A 17,623-nucleotide genomic window follows, 5' to 3' on the forward strand; every position below is an offset into this window, starting at 1 on the left:
TGTGGAGATCAAATGTGGGAGGGGGCTTGCCCCCGATGGCGGTGTATCAGTCAGCAAATTTGCAGCTGACCCACCGCTATCGGGAGCAAGCCCCCTCCCACATTATTGAGCTAGGCAGACCGTTATTTCTTTTTCTTCTTATCGTGCTTATCGCTCTTGGCAAACGCGTCTTCCAGCGCGCGGTTGAGGGTGCGCAGCACCTTGATCCGCGCCCAGCGTTTGTCGTTGGCTTCCACCAGGGTCCAGGGTGCGATTTCGGTGCTGGTGCGGTCGACCATGTCGCCCACCGCCGCACGGTAGTCGTCCCACTTGTCACGGTTGCGCCAGTCATCTTCGGTGATCTTGAAGCGCTTGAAGGGAATCTCTTCGCGGGCCTGGAAACGCTCCAGCTGGGTGTCCTTGTCGATGGCCAGCCAGAACTTGACCACGATCACACCGGCATTGCGCAACTGCTCTTCGAAATCATTGATCTCGCCATAGGCGCGCATCCAATCGGTCGGGGTGCAGAAGCCTTCGATGCGTTCCACCAACACCCGGCCATACCAGGAGCGGTCGAACACGGTGAACATGCCCCGCGCCGGGATCTTCTGCCAGAACCGCCACAGGTAGGGCTGGGCGCGCTCGTCTTCACTGGGCGCGGCAATCGGCACGATGTGGTACTGGCGCGGGTCCAGCGCGGCCGCTACACGGCGGATTGCCCCACCCTTGCCGGCCGCATCATTGCCCTCGAACACACTCACCAGCGCGTGCTTGCGCATGCGTTTGTCGCGCATCAGGCCGGAGAAGCGCGCCTGTTCGGTAATCAGCTGTTCTTCGTAATCGTCCTTGTCCAGGCGCAGGCTCAGGTCGAGGCTGTCGAGCAGGCTTTTCTGGTCCACCGACGCGATCAACGGCGCCGGGTTCATGCCGCTGGCCTTGCCCTTGGGCAGTTTCAAGGCATTTTGCAGGCCCTCGAGCAGAATCTTGCCCACGGTGAGCCCACGGTAATTGGGGTCGACCCCTTCGATCACATGCCACGGCGCATAGTCGCGGCTGGTACGGCGCAGCACGCGTTCGCCGAAATGCACGAATTTGTCGTAGGTCTCGGACTGCTGCCAATCCAGCGGGCTGATGCGCCAACTGTGCAGCGGGTCATCGGCCAGCGCCTTGAGCCGCGCCTTCATCTGTTTCTTGGACAGGTGGAACCAGAACTTGAAGATCAGCGCACCTTCATCGCAGAGCATCTTCTCCAGGCGCTCGGCCCCGGCGATGGCCTGGTCGAGACGGGCGTCCTTGATCTGGTCGTGAACGCGGCTTTGCAGCATCTGGCTGTACCAGTTGCCGAAGAAAATCCCCATGCGCCCCTTGGCCGGCAATTGCCGCCAGTAGCGCCAGGCCGGTGGGCGCGCCAGTTCCTCGTCGGTCTGCTGGTCGAAGGTGCGCACTTCGATCAGGCGCGGGTCCATCCACTCGTTGAGCAACTTGACCGTCTCGCCCTTGCCCGCGCCCTCGATACCGTTGATCAGGATGATCACCGGGAAGCGCTTCTGCTGTTGCAGCTCGTACTGCACTTCCAGCAGGGCTTCGCGCAGGGCCGGCACTGCGGCCTCAAAGGTGTCTTTGTCGATGGCGTGACCGATTTCGGCGGATTCGAACATGGGCAGCTCCGTTTCAAGATGGCTCAAGACTAGCGGATTGGGCAGCGGCACGCGGCAGGAAATTCCACCGAGGCTTGCCATGGCTCAATTCATGGCGTGTCGATCGGCTAGAATGGCCGCCTGTGTTTGCCCGCTGTCTATTTATGAGCCGCCCATGACCCCCATCGCCCACGCCCAGCTCGACTGGGACGACCACGGCCGCCCGCATTCGCGGATGTTCGACGACGTGTATTTCTCCACTCAGTCAGGCCTTGAAGAAACCCGCTATGTGTTCCTGGAACAGAACCGTTTGCAGCAGCGCTTCGCCGCCTTGGCGGCAGGCGCGCGGCTGGTCATCGGCGAGACCGGCTTCGGCACGGGCTTGAATTTCTTGTGCGCCTGGCAGCTGTTCGCCCAACACGCGGTGGCCGGGGCCCGCCTGCATTTTGTCAGCGTGGAGAAATACCCGCTGAGCCACGCCGACCTGCGGCGCGCCCTGGGTCTGTGGCCGGAGCTGGCACCTTATGCCGAGCAATTACTGGCGCAGTACATCGCCATCCATCCAGGCTTCCAGCAGTTGGTGCTGGACCACGGCCGCGTGACCCTGACGCTGTTGATCGGCGATGCCCTGGAGCAATTGCCGCAACTGGATGCGCAGGTCGATGCCTGGTTTCTCGACGGCTTCGCCCCGGCGAAAAATCCTGACATGTGGACCGCCGAGCTGTTCGCCGAACTGGCGCGCCTGGCGGCACCGGGCTCGACCATCAGCACCTTCACCAGCACCGGTTGGGTACGGCGGCTGATCAACGCCGCCGGGTTCAAGATGAAACGCACGCCGGGAATCGGCCATAAGTGGGAGATTTTGCGCGGGAAGTTTCTCGGTTGGCCCGAACACACACCGCGTCCCGTCACCAGCGCGCCGTGGTTCGCCCGGCCGGCGCCGGAGCCGGGCGAACGCCGGGCCTTGGTGATTGGCGGCGGGCTGGCCGGTTGCTGCACCGCAGCCAGTCTGGCCGCGCGCGGCTGGCAGGTGTGCCTGCTGGAACGTCATGCGGCCCTGGCCCAGGAAGCCTCGGGCAATCCGCAGGGCGTGCTGTACCTGAAACTGTCGGCCCATGGCACGGCGCTGTCACAGTTGATTGTCAGCGGCTTCGGCTACACCCGTCGGCTGCTGGAGCATTTGCAGCGCGGGGTGGACTGGGACGCCTGCGGTGTATTGCAACTGGCGTTCAATCCCAAGGAAGCCGAACGCCAGGCTCAACTGGCCGAGGCCTTCGCGCCGGACCTGCTGCACCGCGTGGATGCGGCCCAGGCCCAAGCCCACGCGGGTATACCGCTGGAGATGGGCGGGCTGTTTTTCCCCGAAGGCGGCTGGGTCAATCCGCCCGCCCTGTGCGCGTGGCAGGCGCGGCATCCCGGCGTAGACGTGCGCTTGCATCAGGAGGCGCTCACCTTGCAGCGCGTCGACGGCCAATGGCAGGCCCGCAACGGTGACACCCTAGTCGCCAGCGCGCCCGTGGTGGTGCTTGCCGGCGCCGCCGAGATCAAGCGCTTTCCCTTCAGCGCCGCGCTGCCGCTCAAGCGGATTCGCGGGCAAATCACGAGCCTTGCGCAAACCGTCGAAAGCCGAGCGTTGAGCACGGTGGTGTGCGGGCAAGGTTATGTTGCGCCGGCACGTTTGGGCGAACACACCCTGGGCGCCAGTTTCGATTTCAAAAGCGAGGACCTCACGCCTACCCTCGCCGAACACGCCGATAACCTGACGCTGCTGCGGGAAATTTCCCCGGCCCTGCTGCAGGCCTTGCACGCCGACACCCAGTCGCTTGAAACCCTGGAGGGCCGAGCGGCCTTCCGCTGCACCAGCCCCGACTATCTGCCCATTGTCGGCCCGCTGGCCGATGCAAGCGCGTTTGCCGAAGCGTATGGCGTATTGGCCAAGGACGCCCGCCAGGTACCCGATACGCCGTGCCCGTGGCTGGACGGTGTGTACATCAACAGCGGCCATGGTTCTCGCGGCCTGATCACCGCGCCTTTATCGGCGCAACTGCTGGCGGCGTGGCTGGATAACGAACCGCTGCCGTTGCCCGTCAGCGTTGCCCAGGCCTGTCATCCCAATCGGTTTGCCCTGCGCGAATTGATTCGCGGCAAAGCGCGACCAGCGCCCGGAGCGCGAACCGGCGAAAGCGACGGCGCCATTAGCTAAAGTCCACTTATAACTTATCGTTCTAAAACTCCCGGGTTGTGCCTGGGGTCAGTTTCTGGGTAAGCGCCCTTTTGGTGCGTATTGAGTATTGACCCCTCCCCAACGGAAAAACCGGTAAGGAACTTATGTGTGGATTAGCTGGCGAGTTACGCTTTGATCATCAACCTGCCGACCTGGCAGCCGTGGAACGCATCACGCATCACCTCGCCCCTCGTGGCCCCGACGCCTGGGGTTTTCATGCCCAAGGGCCGATTGCCCTGGGCCATCGCCGCCTGAAAATCATGGACCTGTCGGACGGCTCCGCCCAACCGATGGTCGACGCCCAACTGGGCCTGTCCCTGGCGTTCAACGGCGCGATTTACAACTTCCCGGAACTGCGCCAAGAGCTGGAAGCCTTGGGCTATGCCTTCTACTCCGGCGGCGACACCGAAGTGCTGCTCAAGGGCTATCACGCCTGGGGCGAAGCGCTGCTGCCCAAGCTCAACGGCATGTTTGCCTTTGCCATCTGGGAGCGCGATGCCCAGCGTCTGTTCATCGCCCGCGACCGCCTCGGCGTAAAGCCCCTGTACCTGTCGCGCACCGGCCAGCGCCTGCGCTTTGCCTCGGCGTTGCCGGCGCTGCTCAAGGGCGGCGATATCAACCCGATTCTCGACCCGGTCGCGCTCAACCATTACCTCAATTTTCACGCCGTGGTGCCCGCGCCGCGCACGCTGCTGGCGGGCATTGAAAAGCTGCCGCCAGCGAGCTGGATGCGCATCGATGCGAACGGCAAGACCGAACAGCAAACCTGGTGGACCCTGCCCTATGGTCCCCGTGATGACGAAAAAAACCTGAGCCTGGAAGACTGGACCGACCGCGTGCTCGACAGCACCCGCGAAGCCGTGGCCATCCGTCAACGCGCGGCGGTCGACGTCGGCGTGCTGCTCTCCGGTGGCGTCGACTCGAGCATGCTGGTCGGCCTGCTGCGCGAAGTGGGCGTCGAAGACTTGTCGACCTTCTCCATCGGTTTTGAAGACGCCGGCGGCGAGCGCGGCGACGAGTTCCAGTATTCGGATTTGATCGCCAAGCACTACGGCACCCGCCACCACCAGCTGCGCATCGCCGAAAGCGAGATTATCGAGCAGTTGCCAGCGGCCTTCCGCGCCATGAGCGAGCCGATGGTCAGCCATGACTGCATCGCCTTCTACCTGCTGTCGCGGGAAGTGGCCAAGCATTGCAAGGTTGTGCAGAGCGGCCAGGGCGCCGACGAACTGTTCGCCGGTTACCACTGGTACCCGCAGGTGGACGGCGCCAGCGACCCGTATGTGGCGTACCGCGCGGCATTTTTCGACCGCAGCTACGACGACTATGCCGCCACCGTCGCGCCGAAATGGCTGACCGCCAACGATGCCGCCGGGGACTTCGTGCGCGAACACTTCGCGATGCCGGGCGCGGACGCTGCGGTGGACAAAGCCCTGCGCCTGGACAGCACGGTGATGCTGGTGGACGACCCGGTCAAACGCGTCGACAACATGACCATGGCCTGGGGCCTGGAGGCGCGCACGCCGTTTCTCGACTATCGCCTGGTAGAGCTCTCGGCCCGCGTGCCGGGCAAGTTCAAGCTGCCCGACGGCGGCAAGCAGGTGCTCAAGGAGGCCGCGCGCCGCGTGATCCCCAGCGAAGTCATCGACCGCAAGAAAGGCTACTTCCCGGTGCCAGGCCTCAAGCATTTACAGGGCGATACCCTCAACTGGGTACGCGAGCTGTTGCTGGACCCGAGCCAGGACCGTGGCCTGTTCAACCCCGCCATGCTTGACCGCTTGCTGACGGACCCACAGGGCCAGTTGACCCCATTGCGCGGCTCCAAGCTGTGGCAACTGGCGGCGCTGAACCTGTGGCTCAGCGAACAAGGAATCTGATCGATGAAACCTAACGCTGCGGCGTACAGCCAACGCTTACTCAAGGGCCAGGCGCCGACCTACGAGCGCCTGCAGGCCCGGCTTGCCGAAGACGGCAGCGCCCAAGGCCCCGACCCGATTGCCGTGCACTGCGGCTGGGGCCGCTTGCTGATCGGGCATACCTTTCCCGACCCCGCCAGCCTCGCCCAGGAGCTGCTCAACGAGCAACCCGGCGAGCGTGACATTGCGCTGTATGTGGCCGCGCCCCAGCAAATCCTGGGGATCGATCCGCAGCAGCTGTTCCTCGACCCTTCCGACACCCTGCGCCTGTGGTTCAGCGATTACCGCCCGGCCACGCGGGTGTTTCGCGGCTTTCGTATCCGTCGGGTGCAGAGCGAAGCGGATTGGCAGGCGGTGAACCTGCTGTACCAGGGACGCGGCATGTTGCCCATCGACCCCGAACGCCTGACCCCGCGCCATCAAGGTGGCCCGGTGTACTGGCTGGCAGAAGACGAAGACAGCGGCGCGATCATCGGCAGCGTGATGGGCCTGAACCACCAGAAGGCCTTTCACGACCCGGAAAACGGTTGCAGCCTGTGGTGCCTGGCGGTAGACCCGCAATGCACGCGCCCCGGTGTGGGCGAAGTGCTGGTGCGCCACTTGGTGGAACACTTTATGAGCCGTGGCTTGAGCTACCTGGACCTGTCGGTGCTGCACGATAACCGCCAGGCCAAGAGCCTCTACGCCAAGCTCGGTTTCCGCGCGCTGACCACCTTTGCGATCAAGCACAAGAACGGCATCAACCAGCCGCTGTTTCTCGGCCCTGGGCCACAGGCGGGGTTCAATCCTTATGCGCGCATCATCGTCGAAGAAGCCCATCGACGCGGTATCGATGTGCACGTGGACGATGCCGATGCTGGCCTATTCACCCTCAGCCACGGCGGGCGCCGCGTGCGTTGCCGAGAGTCGTTGAGCGACCTGACCAGCGCCATCAGCATGACCCTGTGCCAGGACAAGAGCCTGACCCACAAGGTGCTCAAGGCCGCCGGTTTGCAGCTGCCTTCGCAACAGCTGGCCGGCAGCGCCGATGACAACCTGGAATTTCTCGACGAGCACCAACGCATCGTGGTCAAGCCACTGGATGGCGAGCAGGGCCAGGGCGTGGCGGTGGACTTGCGGACTATCGAGGAAGTACAAGCGGCGATTGACGCGGCGCGCCAGTTCGACAGCCGGGTGCTGCTCGAAAGCTTCCACGAAGGCCTGGACCTGCGCATCCTGGTGATCGGTTTTGAAGTGGTCGCCGCCGCGATTCGTCGCCCGGCCGAAGTGATAGGCGATGGTCAGCATTCGATCCGCGCCTTGATCGAAGCCCAGAGCCGGCGGCGCCAGGCCGCTACCGACGGCGAAAGCAAGATCCCGCTGGACGCGGAAACCGAGCGCACCCTGAAAGCCGCCGGGTATGACTACCAGAGCATCCTGCCACGCGGCGTGCAATTGGCCGTGCGTCGCACCGCCAACCTGCACACCGGCGGGTGCCTGGAAGACGTCACGGCGATCCTGCACCCGACCCTGGTGGACGCCGCCGTGCGCGCCGCCCGCGCCCTGGATATTCCCATGGTCGGCCTGGACCTGCTGGTGCCCGCCGCCGACCAACCCGAGTACGTGTTCATTGAAGCCAATGAACGGGCCGGATTGGCCAATCATGAACCGCAACCTACCGCTGAGAAGTTTGTGGATTTGTTGTTTCCACATAGTCAGCCGGCCACCTGACCTCTGATCGTTCCCACGCTCCGCGTGGGAATGCCTCAAGGGACGCTCCGCGTCCGTTGTTGTGACGCGCAGCGTCACGGGCTGCATTCCCACGCCGAGCGTGGGAACGATCGCCCTCAACCCATCAGGAGTTTCCATGACCCGAACCATTCCCGAACCGGATCTCGCCTACCTGCAGAAAGTCCTGCTGGAAATGCTCGCCATTCCCAGCCCCACCGGATTTACCGACACCATCGTGCGCTACGTCGCCGAACGCCTGGAAGAACTCGGCATCCCGTTTGAAATGACCCGGCGCGGCACGATTCGCGCCACCCTCAAGGGCCAGAAGAACAGCCCTGACCGCGCCGTCTCCGCGCACCTGGACACCATCGGCGCCGCCGTACGGGCGATCAAGGACAACGGCCGCCTGACGCTGGCGCCGGTCGGCTGCTGGTCGAGCCGTTTTGCCGAAGGCAGCCGCGTCAGCCTGTTCACCGACAACGGGGTGATTCGCGGCAGCGTGTTGCCGTTGATGGCCTCCGGGCATGCGTTCAACACCGCCGTGGATGAAATGCCGGTGAGCTGGGACCACGTCGAATTGCGTCTGGACGCCTACTGCGCGACCCGCGCCGACTGCGATTCCTTGGGGATCAGCATCGGTGACTACGTGGCGTTCGACCCACTGCCGGAGTTCACTGAAAGCGGTCACATCAGCGCGCGTCACCTGGACGACAAAGCCGGCGTTGCTGCCCTGCTCGCCGCGCTCAAGGCAATCATCGACAGCGGCGAACCCTTGCTCATCGATTGCCACCCGCTGTTCACCATCACCGAGGAAACCGGCAGCGGCGCGGCCGCCGCCCTGCCCTGGGATGTCAGTGAGTTCGTCGGTATCGATATCGCCCCGGTCGCCCCCGGCCAGCACTCCAGCGAACACGCGGTGAGCGTGGCGATGCAGGATTCCGGTGGGCCGTATGACTATCACCTGTCACGGCACTTGCTGCGCCTGGCGGCGGATAACGATCTGCCGGTGCGCCGTGACCTGTTCCGCTATTACTTCAGCGATGCGCATTCGGCAGTGACCGCCGGGCATGACATCCGCACCGCGCTGCTGGCATTCGGTTGCGATGCCACCCACGGTTACGAGCGCACCCATATCGACAGCCTGGCGGCCCTCAGTCGGCTGCTCGGCGCCTACATCCTCAGCCCACCGGTCTTTGCCAGCGATGCGCAACCGGCCCAAGGCTCCCTGGACCGCTTCAGCCATCAGATCGAGCATGAGACGCACATGGAGAGCGATACCCGCGTGCCGTCAGTGGACAGCCTGGTCGGCCAGAAGTCCGACGCCGACAACAGCTGATACTGGCAACAAAAGTCCCGGCGCAGTAGCATCGCCGGGACCTGACACCTGAGGCTTGTATGCTGATTCCCTACGACGCGCTTGAAGTCGACACCCTTACCCGCCTCATCGAGGATTTCGTTACCCGCGATGGCACCGACAATGGCGACGACACACCGCTGGAAACCCGCGTATTGCGCGTACGCCAGGCACTGACCAAGGGCCAGGCGTTGATCGTGTTCGATCCGGACAGCGAACAATGCCAGTTGATGCTCAAGCACGACGTGCCCAAGCACCTGTTTGACTGACGGCGAGGCTAAGGGATAGGTACCGGCACCGGATGAGTGGCGCTGGCCTGGCGTTCGAGGATTTTGCGGTAGACCTCAGCGCGATGCACGCTGATCCCTACGGGCGCTTCGATGCCAAATTTCACCTGGCGCCCGTTGATTTCGAGAATGTGCAAGACGATGTCATCGCCGATGGCGATGGTTTCGCCTACAACACGGCTTAAGACCAGCATGGCGGGTGTCCTTTTCGAGTGTCTGGCCCCCGACCTTGCTCGCTTGAAGCGTAACCAGCAATGGCACGCGGCCAAATCAGGCGTCACCTACATGGAGAGGTAATTTACCTGACAGACCGCATCCAGATCAGGCTTTGGTAGCCTGCGCCTTGGCGCGCATTTTATCGGCCATCAGCGTCATCTCGTCATACAGCAACTGCGGGTTTTTCTGCTTGAGCGTCCACGCCATCCGCCCCTGCTCGTGGGGCAGAATCATGAACTCACCGGCAGCCACGCGCTGATAAATGTAGTCGGCGATCTGCGTCGCCGAGATCGGTGAACTCTCGAGCAACTTGCCCACCTGCGCCTTCATCGCCGGGGTCGGCCCACGGAATGAATCGAGCAGATTGGTCTGGAAAAACGACGGGCATACCACATGCACGCCGATTTCCTGCTGCTTGAGTTCCACCAGCAGACTTTCCGACAGCGCCACTACACCGGCCTTGGCCACGTTGTAGTTGCTCATGGCCGGCCCCTGCATCAGCGCGGCCATCGAGGCGATGTTGATGATGCGCCCCTTGCTCTTTTCCAGCAGCGGCAGGAACGCCTTGCAGCCCTTGACCACGCCCATCAGGTTGATTGCGATCTGCCAGTCCCAATCCTCGAGAGACAACTCGGCAAAGAACCCACCGGACGCCACGCCGGCGTTATTGACGATCACATCGATGCCGCCGAGCTTTACCTCGCAGGCCTGGGCGAACGCGGTGAGCTGGCTGTAGTCACGCACATCGCAGCGCTGGGTGAAACCATCGCCACCGGCTTCGCGCACCAGCCTGAGGGTTTCCAGCAGGCCGGGCTCGCTGACATCCGACAAGGCCAGTTGCCAACCCTCGTGGGCCCAGCGCAGAGCGATTTCACGACCCAGGCCGGACCCGGCGCCAGTGATCATCATGCGGTTTTGCATAGGAAGTAGCCTTGTGGTTTACCAGTGGAGTGACCGGCAGTGTAGCGAAGGTTTTTGCCGCGCCCACGCACCATCAGAGTGATGAATGCTCCAGGCAAACCGTGGGCTCGGTCGGATGCGCGCGCATAGCCTAAGTTCAATATTTTTCAACTAAGTTGATGTATTTGCGCAGGTGTTAAAAGAAATAAGCGAGCAACCAAATTGCTTTAAAAAAATACGGAATTTTCTGTGAAGTGACAGAGTCGGAGTTGTTAAGCCGTCCATAATCAAGTGGACGAGACTCCCGCTGAATAACCGGTCTTTACGCAAGGCCTATAAGGAATAAAACCATGAGCCTGATCCTGATCATTATCCTGATTCTACTGTTGGTCGGCGGCCTGCCAGTGTTCCCGCACTCGCGTAACTGGGGTTATGGCCCGTCGGGTATCCTGGGCGTAGTGCTGGTCGTTCTGCTGGTGCTGTTGTTACTCGGCAAAATATAAACACCGTTTCAACGCACAAAAAAAGAGGCCTCAATGAGGCCTCTTTTTTATTGCCGATCCGTTAATCCGGCTTACCGTCTACCACGCCTGCGGTGTTATCCAGCAGGCTCTTGGTGGCGGTTTGCAGGAACGACTCGAGTTTCTGCTTCAGCGCCGCTTCGTCGGGCGATTCGGCGATTACTTTGCCGGTCGGGTTGGCGCCCAGTTCGTATTGCCACAGTTTGGGTGGCATTTCCTTGGGCAAGACCAGCACGCGGTCAGCCGTGAGCAGGGCGACGGTCTGGTCGCTGCCCGACGGTTTGATCACGCCGAAGCCTTTGTCGCCTTCCGGCAGGTTGAGCAGGTCGCGGCCCCAGCACTGGTGCAGGGTGTCACCGCCCAGGCGGCCCATGATGGTCGGGACAATATCGATCTGTGTGCCCACGGTGTGGTCACGCTCGCCGAACTTTTCCTGCATGCCCGGCGCGATCATCAGCATCGGTACATTGAAACGGCCCAGGTCCATCTCGGTGATCTGCTGCTCGTTACCGAAGCCGTGGTCACCCACCACCACGAACAGGGTTTCCTTGAAGTACGGCTCCTTGCGGGCCTTCTCGAAGAACTGGCCCAACGCCCAATCGGAGTAACGCATGGCGGTCAAATGCTCGTTGAGGCTGCCACGGTCAGTGACTTTCTCGACCGGCAATGGCGTCGGCAATGCGTACGGGGTGTGGTTGGACAAGGTTTGCAGCAGCGCGTAGAACGGCTTGCCGCCTTCGCGGGCTTTCAGTTCTTCCAGGCCACGGTTGAACATGTCCTGGTCGGAAACGCCCCAGGTCGGGTCGGAAAACACCGGGTTGACGAAGTCATTGCGGCCAATGAAGTTGGTCATGCCCTGGTTGCTGAAAAAGCCCGACTGGTTGTCCCAGGCGAAGTCGCCGTTGTAGACATACACATCGTCGAAATCCCGCGCGCTGAGCAACTGCGGCAGGCCCGACAGCTTGTGGCTGCCTTCGGGGGTCTGCATCAGGTATTCGAAGCCCGGCAGGTTCGGGAAGCAGGCCATGGTGGCGAACATACCCTGGTGGGTGTGGGTACCGTTGGAGAAGAAGCGATCGAACAGCAGGCCTTCCTTGGACAACTTGTCGAAGTACGGCGTGATGTTGCCTGGACGGCCCAGGGCGCCCACCGAGTGACCGGCGAAGCTTTCCATCAGGATCACTACCACGTTCTTGATCGGCAGGGTCTTCTCGGCCGGTGGCGTGAAATCACGGCGCACGGCAGCGGTGTCGGTATCCACCAGTTTTTCGCTCGGCAGCACCAGCATGTCCCGCACGGTCTGGGTGGCCAGCGGTTGCTCCAGGGTGGCCTTCCAGATGTTGGAACGCTCTTCGGAGAAGCGCGACTTGGCCGCAGCGATCAGCGACAGCGTGCCATTGAGGCCAAGCTGGTTGGCGAAGTTCGAATCAGTGGTGTAGACATCGCCCCAACGCAGCGGCGGACCCTGGCGCAGGGTGCCGCGGATGGCGACCACCGCGACCAGCAGGCACACCACGAACACCGCGATGCGGCTGTACCACGGCGCCACCGGGCGCGTGCCGATGCTGCCGCCACTGAACGGGCCACGCGGGCGCGTTGCGCGGTCGGCGCCCTTGAAGGCCATGCTCAGGATCAGCGTGCCCACGGCCCAGGCCAACAGGTAACGCACCACCGGGAACCCGTACCAGAGCATGCTCATCACGGTTTTCGGGTCTTCCTTCACATACTGGAAGACCAGGCCGTTGAGGCGCTGGTGGAACTCACGGTAGAAGTCCATCTCCATCAGGCCCAGGAACAGCGCAATGCTGGACGCGACGGTCAACCACAAGCGGAAGAACCCACGCGCCGCCATCGCCCGTACGCTAAACAACGCCAGCAGCAGCGGGATCAGCAGGTACATCACCAGGCGAATATCCAGGCGCAGGCCATTGGCGAACGCTTCCAGGAAGGTCGAGGCCGGTGTGTCGAGGATCATCTCGCGGTTGTAGACCAGCAACGCCAGGCGCAGCAGGGAGAACATCACCATCATGACCAGTGCGCAAAGCAGCGTGTACGCCAGATGGGATTTGACGGTCGGTTGCAGCAGGCGATTTGAAGCGCGCGGCTGATTCAGGGCGTCCGGGTTTGCCATGTCGTTTTAGGACCCATTGGAAGTTGAAGTTGCGAAATAATGCAGTGGCGTCCGTCCCTCGCCCAGGCTGGCCGGGGTGGGCGGTTAACGCGGTGGGGCAAATGGTGCCCGATCAACGGCATCAACGCTATAAATTACTGAACGAGCGCCGTCGGCCTGCCTTTATAGGAACTAGGGGATAGAGCCGTGGCAGCGGAATAAAGCGGGCGAATTGTCTTGGATGGGATGTGAAAATTTCGTGCAGCGAATATTTCGACACACAAATCTCCCAGGCATACCGAAAACAACTGTGGGAGGGGGCTTGCTCCTTGTAGGAGCGAGCTTGCTCGCGAAAAACGTCCAGGCAACGCGTTCATTCTGAATAAACGCGGGGGCCCTGAGTGCTTCGCGAGCAAGCTCGCTCCTACATGGAGCAAACCCCCTCCCACATTATTGTGCTCACTCTGGATTTGAAGTGAGCGAGCGATCAGATGCGCACGTTACCGCGCGGCCCGGCGATCGCCCAGATGATCAGGCCCAGTACCGGTAGCAGCAGGATCAGCAAAATCCACAGCACCTTGGCGCCCGTGCTCGCGCCGCTTTTGAACACGTTGATGATCGCCCAGATATCCAGCGCGAGGATGATCAGGCCAATCAGGCCGTTGAAAGTGGAACCCATGGTGTCGCTCCTAAGTGAGGGCATGCCCTTGTAGGATAGTCAGCCCTGACCGGGGTTCCGTTTTATTTCAGACGTGAACGGTAATCTTCAGGGCTTCCAGCGACGGTTCGGCCTGGATGCCGACCTCGGCGCACAGCTCCAGCACGCGCGGCAGGTCATTGCCGAACACCAGCACGGCCTGGATTTCGTCATCGAGCAACTGGCTGAAGTTGAGCAGCACATAGCCGCCGTCTTCCGGGCTCAGAGCGCTCATTTGGATCTGGATGCGGTTGAGGGCCGTCAGGTCTTCGGTCTTCGCCAGTTGCTTGGGCTTGAGGTTGAACGCCACGCCCGGACCAAACGAGGCGACGATCTGGGCAAACAGGTCGGCGTAGCTGTCAGCCTGGAACAGCACAGTGTCCGGCAGGCTGCCGATTACCACCCACTCCCCCAGCGGAATCGGGAAGGTATCGTCGTAGTTGATATCCGGATTGGCCGCCAGAAAAGCCGCAGGGTCCGCGTAGGCCTGAGCCGCTTCGTCGGCAATACGCGCCACCTCGTCCTCGGCCATGACGCCGGCGCTGATTTTGCTGATGAGTTCGACGAGAGCGGTTTTCATGGGATGGTCCTGTGACGGGCGGGTTTTCGAGGGCGCGTAGCCTACACCAGTTTTTGCAACAACGCCGCCGTATCCACGGCCCCCATGGTCTGCGCCGCGGCCAGCGCCGTCGCGCCCTGGGCATCGGTAGCCTTGGGATTGGCCCCTTGGCCGAGCAGGTATTCGAGCATTTCGACGCGGTTGAACATGGCCGCCATCATCAATGCCGTGCGCCCATCCGAAGAAGCCGCTTCAACCGGGGTTCCGCCTTCGATCAGTGCCTTGACCACGGCCAGGTTGCCCTTGAAGGCCGCACCGGCAATCGGCAGTTGGTTCTTATCGTTGGCAATCAACGGATCGGCCTTGAACTCCAGCAGCACTTTTACTGCCTCGGCATGGCCGTGGTAGGCCGCGAGCATCAGCAGCGTGTCGCCATTGTGATTCCGAAAGTTGGCCGGCAAGCCTTTGGTCAATAGCGCTGCGAGCATGGCGGCGTCGCCTTTGCGAGCGACGTCGAAGACTTGCTCGGCGAATTCGGCGGCTTCGTCTTCGGTCATCTGTTTGGGCTGAGTCGACATGTGGGGCTCCTGTGTGATGCTGTATATGGCGCCCAGTGTCGCGATGGAGTTCCCTGCTGTCATGGCTTTTTTGTCAAAAATGCCGATAGGCACAATCAATAGCGAACGTGGTGCCAGCCCTTCTTTAGCTGTACACGCGGGATTTAAACTGAGTCGTCTCCCGATTAGCGCCTGCGGCCTGAATGGAATTTATCCGCGAAACCCACGGTCATAATCGGTAGGGAAAGCGCATTGCGCGTAAAAAGTAACCAGTTGGATAACGCAAAATGCAGGATGCACGATAGCCCTTCATGCAAATTGCACGAAAACGAAAATCCTGAAAAATTATAAGTTATTGATTTACAAGGATTTTTTAAGAGGCTCAATACTGGCACAATCACTGCACCTATCACTCCATGCTTGCCCACTTGAGCCAATGGAGCTGATAGACATGAGCCTGATCCAAGATAAATTCGCTTCGGTATTTTCCAACTACGACGTCACCACCCAGCCACGTCCGGACGGCGGCATCCTGTTGACCCTGCGCAACAGCGAAGGCAAGCAGGTGAAACGCTCGATCTCGTATCAGCAGTTGCACACCGCCGACCAACTCACTTGGGTGATCAGCGCGATCCGCCGCGACCTGGCCGAACAAGCCAGTGAACTGCCGCAAATTTCGATGCTGCAAAGCCAGAACCGCTTTGCCTTGCCGACCTACCACTCGGCATAAGCTTCACCCAGCTACAAAGGGCTGCGACGCCGTTGAGCGTCGCGGCCCTTTTTTATGCCGTCAGCACAGGCCCTGGCGCGCCGCCTCATTCATCGCCTGCACGCGGTTATTCACATCGAGCTTGCCGTAGATATTGCGCAGATGGAATTTGACCGTGGCCTCCGAGGTGCAGCGAATCCTGCTCATCTCCCAAATGGTCTTACCTTCGGAGGCCCACCGCAGGATCTGCAGCTCCGTCTTGGTCAGGGGCTTGCCGAGCAAACTCAAGCGTCTTCTGATAACCGTCGGCAAAACGTCCAACGGCTGAGATAACTCCTCGGGGCGATTCATTACTTTCTCCTTTTTTATATGCTGATGCGCTGTCACCCTTCGGATTCTTCCTATAGACAGCGACATAAACATTGAACGAGGAGAGAGTTACATAACTGGCGAAATGAGAGAGCAAGGCCGAGGATAAACAGCCAAGCCCTACATGTATTTAGGCTTCTTCCCACAGGACATTCCAACGTGCCGGGGTTGAACATTTAAAAGTCTTGTATTAGTCGTCCAGCTTGGCAAAGTCACGGGCGATGTCATTACCGGTCAAGGTCGGCACCGAACCCTCTGCGGTGTTGAACATATGCAGCGCGACAAAGTGCGGGTTCTCGCCCATGTCGAACCAATGGGGCATGCCGGCGGGCACGATCAGCAGGTCGTTCTTCTCACACCGCACGCTGTAGACATAATCGCCAATGCGCAACGAGAACAATCCCTGGCCAGCGATAAAGCCGTGCGCTTGATCTTCACGGCAGGTGTGCTCGCTCAGGCGTTCGGCCGGCAACGCGTCGTTCTGCGGATGAGCACCGGTCATGCTGATCACCTTGACGTGGGCGTAGCCAAGCGCCTCGATCTGCGACTGATACGCCGCAATCATCTGCGCCTCGCTGGCACCCTTTTCCAGCGCGCCGGGCTGCCAGCGCTCAAAGCGCACGCCTTTTTCGGCCAGGGTCGACTGAATGTCGTCGAAGTGGGTCAGCACTTTGTTCGGGGTGTCGGGTGTAGTGAGGGGGTAGACAGCGACGTAGCTCATTGCACGGCTCCTTGGTTCGGCTCTTGCAATCGAAGGCCAATGATAACGGCGGCAGCCAGGGCCGCGATGCTGGCGATACTGAAGGTGAGGGTCGGGCCCAGCAGGTTCCAGCTATAACCGGCATACAGCGCACCCAGCGCACCGCCGGTGCCGGCCAGCGCGGCGTAAAGCGCCTGGCCCTGGCCTTGCTGGCGATCGCCGAAACTGCGCTGCACGAAGGCAATGGCCGCCGCGTGGAAACTGCCGAATGTGGCGGCATGCAGCACCTGCGCCAGCAGCAGCACCCAGAAAAATTCGGCAAACGCACCGAGCAGCAACCAGCGCAGCGCCGCCAGCAGGAAACTGGCCAGCAGCACCCGGCGCACGGAAAAGCGCGTCAGGATGCGACTCATGGCCAGGAACATCAACACCTCCGCCACCACCCCGAGCGACCACAGCAGGCCGATCACGCCACGGCTGTAGCCCAGGTGCTCCAGGTGCAGCGTGAGGAAGGTGTAATACGGGCCATGACTCATCTGCATCAGCGCCACGCAGGCATAGAAGGCCAGCACGCCGGGACTGCGCAATTGGCGGATAAACCCGTCACCGGCCAGGCGCTTGCCGTGGCTGGCGGGCTGCGCGTTCGGCACCCACAGGCTGGCGCCGATGATACCGGCCATGATCACCACGACCACCACCGGGTAGATATCCACGCTCAGCCAGTCGAACAGGCGGCCCATGATCACGACGGTGAGGATAAAGCCGATGGAGCCCCACAAGCGTATCTGGCTATAGCGCGAGGTTTGCTGTTGCAGGTGAGCGAGGGTGATCACTTCGAACTGCGGCAGTACCGCGTGCCAGAAGAACGCGTGCAAGGCCATGACCAGGGCCAGCCAGGCGTAGCTCTTGCTGACGAAAATCAGCGAAAAACTCAACAGCGTGCACACCGCGCCAAAGCGCACGATGGCCAGGCGTCGCCCAGTGTAATCGCCCAGCCAGCCCCAGAGATTGGGCGCCACGCAGCGCATCAGCATGGGGATGGCCACCAGCTCGCCGATACGCGCGCTGGAAAAGCCCAGGTGATCGAAGTACAACGCCAGGAATGGCGCCGTCGCCCCGAGCAGGGCGAAGTAGAACAGGTAAAAGCTGGAGAGGCGCCAATAAGGGAGGGCTGTCAC

General features: G+C 61.6%; 17 protein-coding genes. 7 read left to right on the forward strand and 10 right to left on the reverse strand.

Features of this window, described 5'->3' with window-relative positions; translation table 11 throughout:
* Window positions 1-122 precede the first annotated feature (122 nt).
* Complete coding sequence (gene pap / locus C4J88_RS18355) at window positions 123-1,637, reverse strand: polyphosphate:AMP phosphotransferase (protein ID WP_124407779.1); 1,515 nt, start codon at window positions 1,635-1,637, stop codon at window positions 123-125.
* Between the two features lie 154 nt (window positions 1,638-1,791).
* Here pap and mnmC point away from each other — a divergent pair, with 154 nt between their 5' ends.
* The 5 genes from mnmC (at window position 1,792) to C4J88_RS18380 (ending at window position 9,089) form a co-directional block, all read left to right on the forward strand.
* Window positions 1,792-3,819 carry a bifunctional tRNA (5-methylaminomethyl-2-thiouridine)(34)-methyltransferase MnmD/FAD-dependent 5-carboxymethylaminomethyl-2-thiouridine(34) oxidoreductase MnmC gene (mnmC, locus tag C4J88_RS18360; protein WP_124407780.1) on the forward strand — a complete coding sequence of 676 codons (2,028 nt, stop codon included), beginning with the start codon at window positions 1,792-1,794 and terminating at the stop codon, window positions 3,817-3,819.
* A gap of 125 nt (window positions 3,820-3,944) precedes the next feature.
* Window positions 3,945-5,717: an N-acetylglutaminylglutamine amidotransferase gene (locus C4J88_RS18365; protein WP_124407781.1), complete on the forward strand. Its 1,773-nt coding sequence runs from the start codon at window positions 3,945-3,947 to the stop codon at window positions 5,715-5,717.
* Window positions 5,718-5,720: 3 nt separating this feature from the next.
* On the forward strand, window positions 5,721-7,466 hold the full coding sequence (ngg, locus tag C4J88_RS18370; protein ID WP_124407782.1) for an N-acetylglutaminylglutamine synthetase: 1,746 nt from the start codon (window positions 5,721-5,723) through the stop codon (window positions 7,464-7,466).
* Window positions 7,467-7,602: 136 nt separating this feature from the next.
* Window positions 7,603-8,802: an osmoprotectant NAGGN system M42 family peptidase gene (locus C4J88_RS18375; protein WP_124371361.1), complete on the forward strand. Its 1,200-nt coding sequence runs from the start codon at window positions 7,603-7,605 to the stop codon at window positions 8,800-8,802.
* 59 nt (window positions 8,803-8,861) lie between these two features.
* The gene (locus C4J88_RS18380) at window positions 8,862-9,089 is read left to right on the forward strand and encodes a YheU family protein (protein ID WP_003236706.1); all 228 of its coding nucleotides are present in this window, start codon (window positions 8,862-8,864) and stop codon (window positions 9,087-9,089) included.
* Between the two features lie 8 nt (window positions 9,090-9,097).
* Here C4J88_RS18380 and csrA read toward each other — a convergent pair whose 3' ends face one another.
* Together csrA and C4J88_RS18390 are read right to left on the reverse strand one after the other, a co-directional pair.
* Window positions 9,098-9,301: a carbon storage regulator CsrA gene (gene csrA / locus C4J88_RS18385; RefSeq protein WP_124367788.1), complete on the reverse strand. Its 204-nt coding sequence runs from the start codon at window positions 9,299-9,301 to the stop codon at window positions 9,098-9,100.
* A 127-nt stretch (window positions 9,302-9,428) separates the two neighbouring features.
* Complete coding sequence (locus C4J88_RS18390) at window positions 9,429-10,244, reverse strand: SDR family oxidoreductase (protein WP_124407783.1); 816 nt, start codon at window positions 10,242-10,244, stop codon at window positions 9,429-9,431.
* 329 nt (window positions 10,245-10,573) lie between these two features.
* Between C4J88_RS18390 and C4J88_RS18395 the strand changes: the two genes are divergently transcribed.
* Complete coding sequence (locus C4J88_RS18395; RefSeq protein WP_003192767.1) at window positions 10,574-10,726, forward strand: DUF3309 family protein; 153 nt, start codon at window positions 10,574-10,576, stop codon at window positions 10,724-10,726.
* A gap of 61 nt (window positions 10,727-10,787) precedes the next feature.
* Here C4J88_RS18395 and C4J88_RS18400 read toward each other — a convergent pair whose 3' ends face one another.
* From C4J88_RS18400 to C4J88_RS18415, 4 genes are all read right to left on the reverse strand, one after another.
* Entirely contained in the window at window positions 10,788-12,875 is a 2,088-nt protein-coding gene (locus C4J88_RS18400; RefSeq protein WP_124367790.1) for an LTA synthase family protein, read from the reverse strand.
* Between the two features lie 466 nt (window positions 12,876-13,341).
* Window positions 13,342-13,533 (reverse strand): PLDc N-terminal domain-containing protein, encoded by a 192-nt coding sequence (locus tag C4J88_RS18405; RefSeq protein WP_003172956.1) that lies wholly within the window; start codon window positions 13,531-13,533, stop codon window positions 13,342-13,344.
* Between the two features lie 67 nt (window positions 13,534-13,600).
* The gene (locus tag C4J88_RS18410; protein ID WP_124407784.1) at window positions 13,601-14,131 is read right to left on the reverse strand and encodes a hypothetical protein; all 531 of its coding nucleotides are present in this window, start codon (window positions 14,129-14,131) and stop codon (window positions 13,601-13,603) included.
* 41 nt (window positions 14,132-14,172) lie between these two features.
* Window positions 14,173-14,688, reverse strand: coding sequence for an ankyrin repeat domain-containing protein (locus C4J88_RS18415; RefSeq protein ID WP_124407785.1), 516 nt, complete (start codon window positions 14,686-14,688; stop codon window positions 14,173-14,175).
* Between the two features lie 430 nt (window positions 14,689-15,118).
* Here C4J88_RS18415 and C4J88_RS18420 point away from each other — a divergent pair, with 430 nt between their 5' ends.
* Entirely contained in the window at window positions 15,119-15,397 is a 279-nt protein-coding gene (locus C4J88_RS18420) for a DUF3509 domain-containing protein (protein WP_003172952.1), read from the forward strand.
* A gap of 60 nt (window positions 15,398-15,457) precedes the next feature.
* Here the strand turns inward: C4J88_RS18420 and C4J88_RS18425 are convergent, their stop codons facing one another.
* The 3 genes from C4J88_RS18425 to C4J88_RS18435 all read right to left on the reverse strand — a co-directional run bounded on the left by C4J88_RS18425 (window position 15,458) and on the right by C4J88_RS18435 (window position 17,623).
* Entirely contained in the window at window positions 15,458-15,727 is a 270-nt protein-coding gene (locus tag C4J88_RS18425; RefSeq protein WP_124367793.1) for a response regulator transcription factor, read from the reverse strand.
* Window positions 15,728-15,935: 208 nt separating this feature from the next.
* Window positions 15,936-16,466, reverse strand: coding sequence for an acireductone dioxygenase (locus C4J88_RS18430; RefSeq protein ID WP_124407786.1), 531 nt, complete (start codon window positions 16,464-16,466; stop codon window positions 15,936-15,938).
* On the reverse strand, window positions 16,463-17,623 hold the full coding sequence (locus C4J88_RS18435; RefSeq protein WP_124407787.1) for an MFS transporter: 1,161 nt from the start codon (window positions 17,621-17,623) through the stop codon (window positions 16,463-16,465). Before C4J88_RS18435 ends, C4J88_RS18430 begins: the two co-directional genes overlap by 4 nt.

The organism is Pseudomonas sp. R4-39-08, from assembly GCF_003852275.1.
Classification (GTDB): Bacteria; Pseudomonadota; Gammaproteobacteria; order Pseudomonadales; family Pseudomonadaceae; genus Aquipseudomonas.

What these genes read in the sequence shown, in the direction of transcription:
- C4J88_RS18395 (WP_003192767.1), top strand. Translation starts at nt 10,574, where the DNA reads ATGAGCCTGATCCTGATCATTATCCTGATTCTACTGTTGGTCGGCGGC.
- C4J88_RS18380 (WP_003236706.1), top strand. Translation starts at nt 8,862, where the DNA reads ATGCTGATTCCCTACGACGCGCTTGAAGTCGACACCCTTACCCGCCTC.
- C4J88_RS18415 (WP_124407785.1), bottom strand. Translation starts at nt 14,688, where the DNA reads ATGTCGACTCAGCCCAAACAGATGACCGAAGACGAAGCCGCCGAATTC.
- C4J88_RS18375 (WP_124371361.1), top strand. Translation starts at nt 7,603, where the DNA reads ATGACCCGAACCATTCCCGAACCGGATCTCGCCTACCTGCAGAAAGTC.
- mnmC (WP_124407780.1), top strand. Translation starts at nt 1,792, where the DNA reads ATGACCCCCATCGCCCACGCCCAGCTCGACTGGGACGACCACGGCCGC.
- C4J88_RS18430 (WP_124407786.1), bottom strand. Translation starts at nt 16,466, where the DNA reads ATGAGCTACGTCGCTGTCTACCCCCTCACTACACCCGACACCCCGAAC.
- pap (WP_124407779.1), bottom strand. Translation starts at nt 1,637, where the DNA reads ATGTTCGAATCCGCCGAAATCGGTCACGCCATCGACAAAGACACCTTT.
- C4J88_RS18400 (WP_124367790.1), bottom strand. Translation starts at nt 12,875, where the DNA reads ATGGCAAACCCGGACGCCCTGAATCAGCCGCGCGCTTCAAATCGCCTG.
- C4J88_RS18425 (WP_124367793.1), bottom strand. Translation starts at nt 15,727, where the DNA reads ATGAATCGCCCCGAGGAGTTATCTCAGCCGTTGGACGTTTTGCCGACG.
- C4J88_RS18420 (WP_003172952.1), top strand. Translation starts at nt 15,119, where the DNA reads ATGAGCCTGATCCAAGATAAATTCGCTTCGGTATTTTCCAACTACGAC.
- csrA (WP_124367788.1), bottom strand. Translation starts at nt 9,301, where the DNA reads ATGCTGGTCTTAAGCCGTGTTGTAGGCGAAACCATCGCCATCGGCGAT.
- C4J88_RS18405 (WP_003172956.1), bottom strand. Translation starts at nt 13,533, where the DNA reads ATGGGTTCCACTTTCAACGGCCTGATTGGCCTGATCATCCTCGCGCTG.
- C4J88_RS18365 (WP_124407781.1), top strand. Translation starts at nt 3,945, where the DNA reads ATGTGTGGATTAGCTGGCGAGTTACGCTTTGATCATCAACCTGCCGAC.
- C4J88_RS18390 (WP_124407783.1), bottom strand. Translation starts at nt 10,244, where the DNA reads ATGCAAAACCGCATGATGATCACTGGCGCCGGGTCCGGCCTGGGTCGT.
- ngg (WP_124407782.1), top strand. Translation starts at nt 5,721, where the DNA reads ATGAAACCTAACGCTGCGGCGTACAGCCAACGCTTACTCAAGGGCCAG.
- C4J88_RS18410 (WP_124407784.1), bottom strand. Translation starts at nt 14,131, where the DNA reads ATGAAAACCGCTCTCGTCGAACTCATCAGCAAAATCAGCGCCGGCGTC.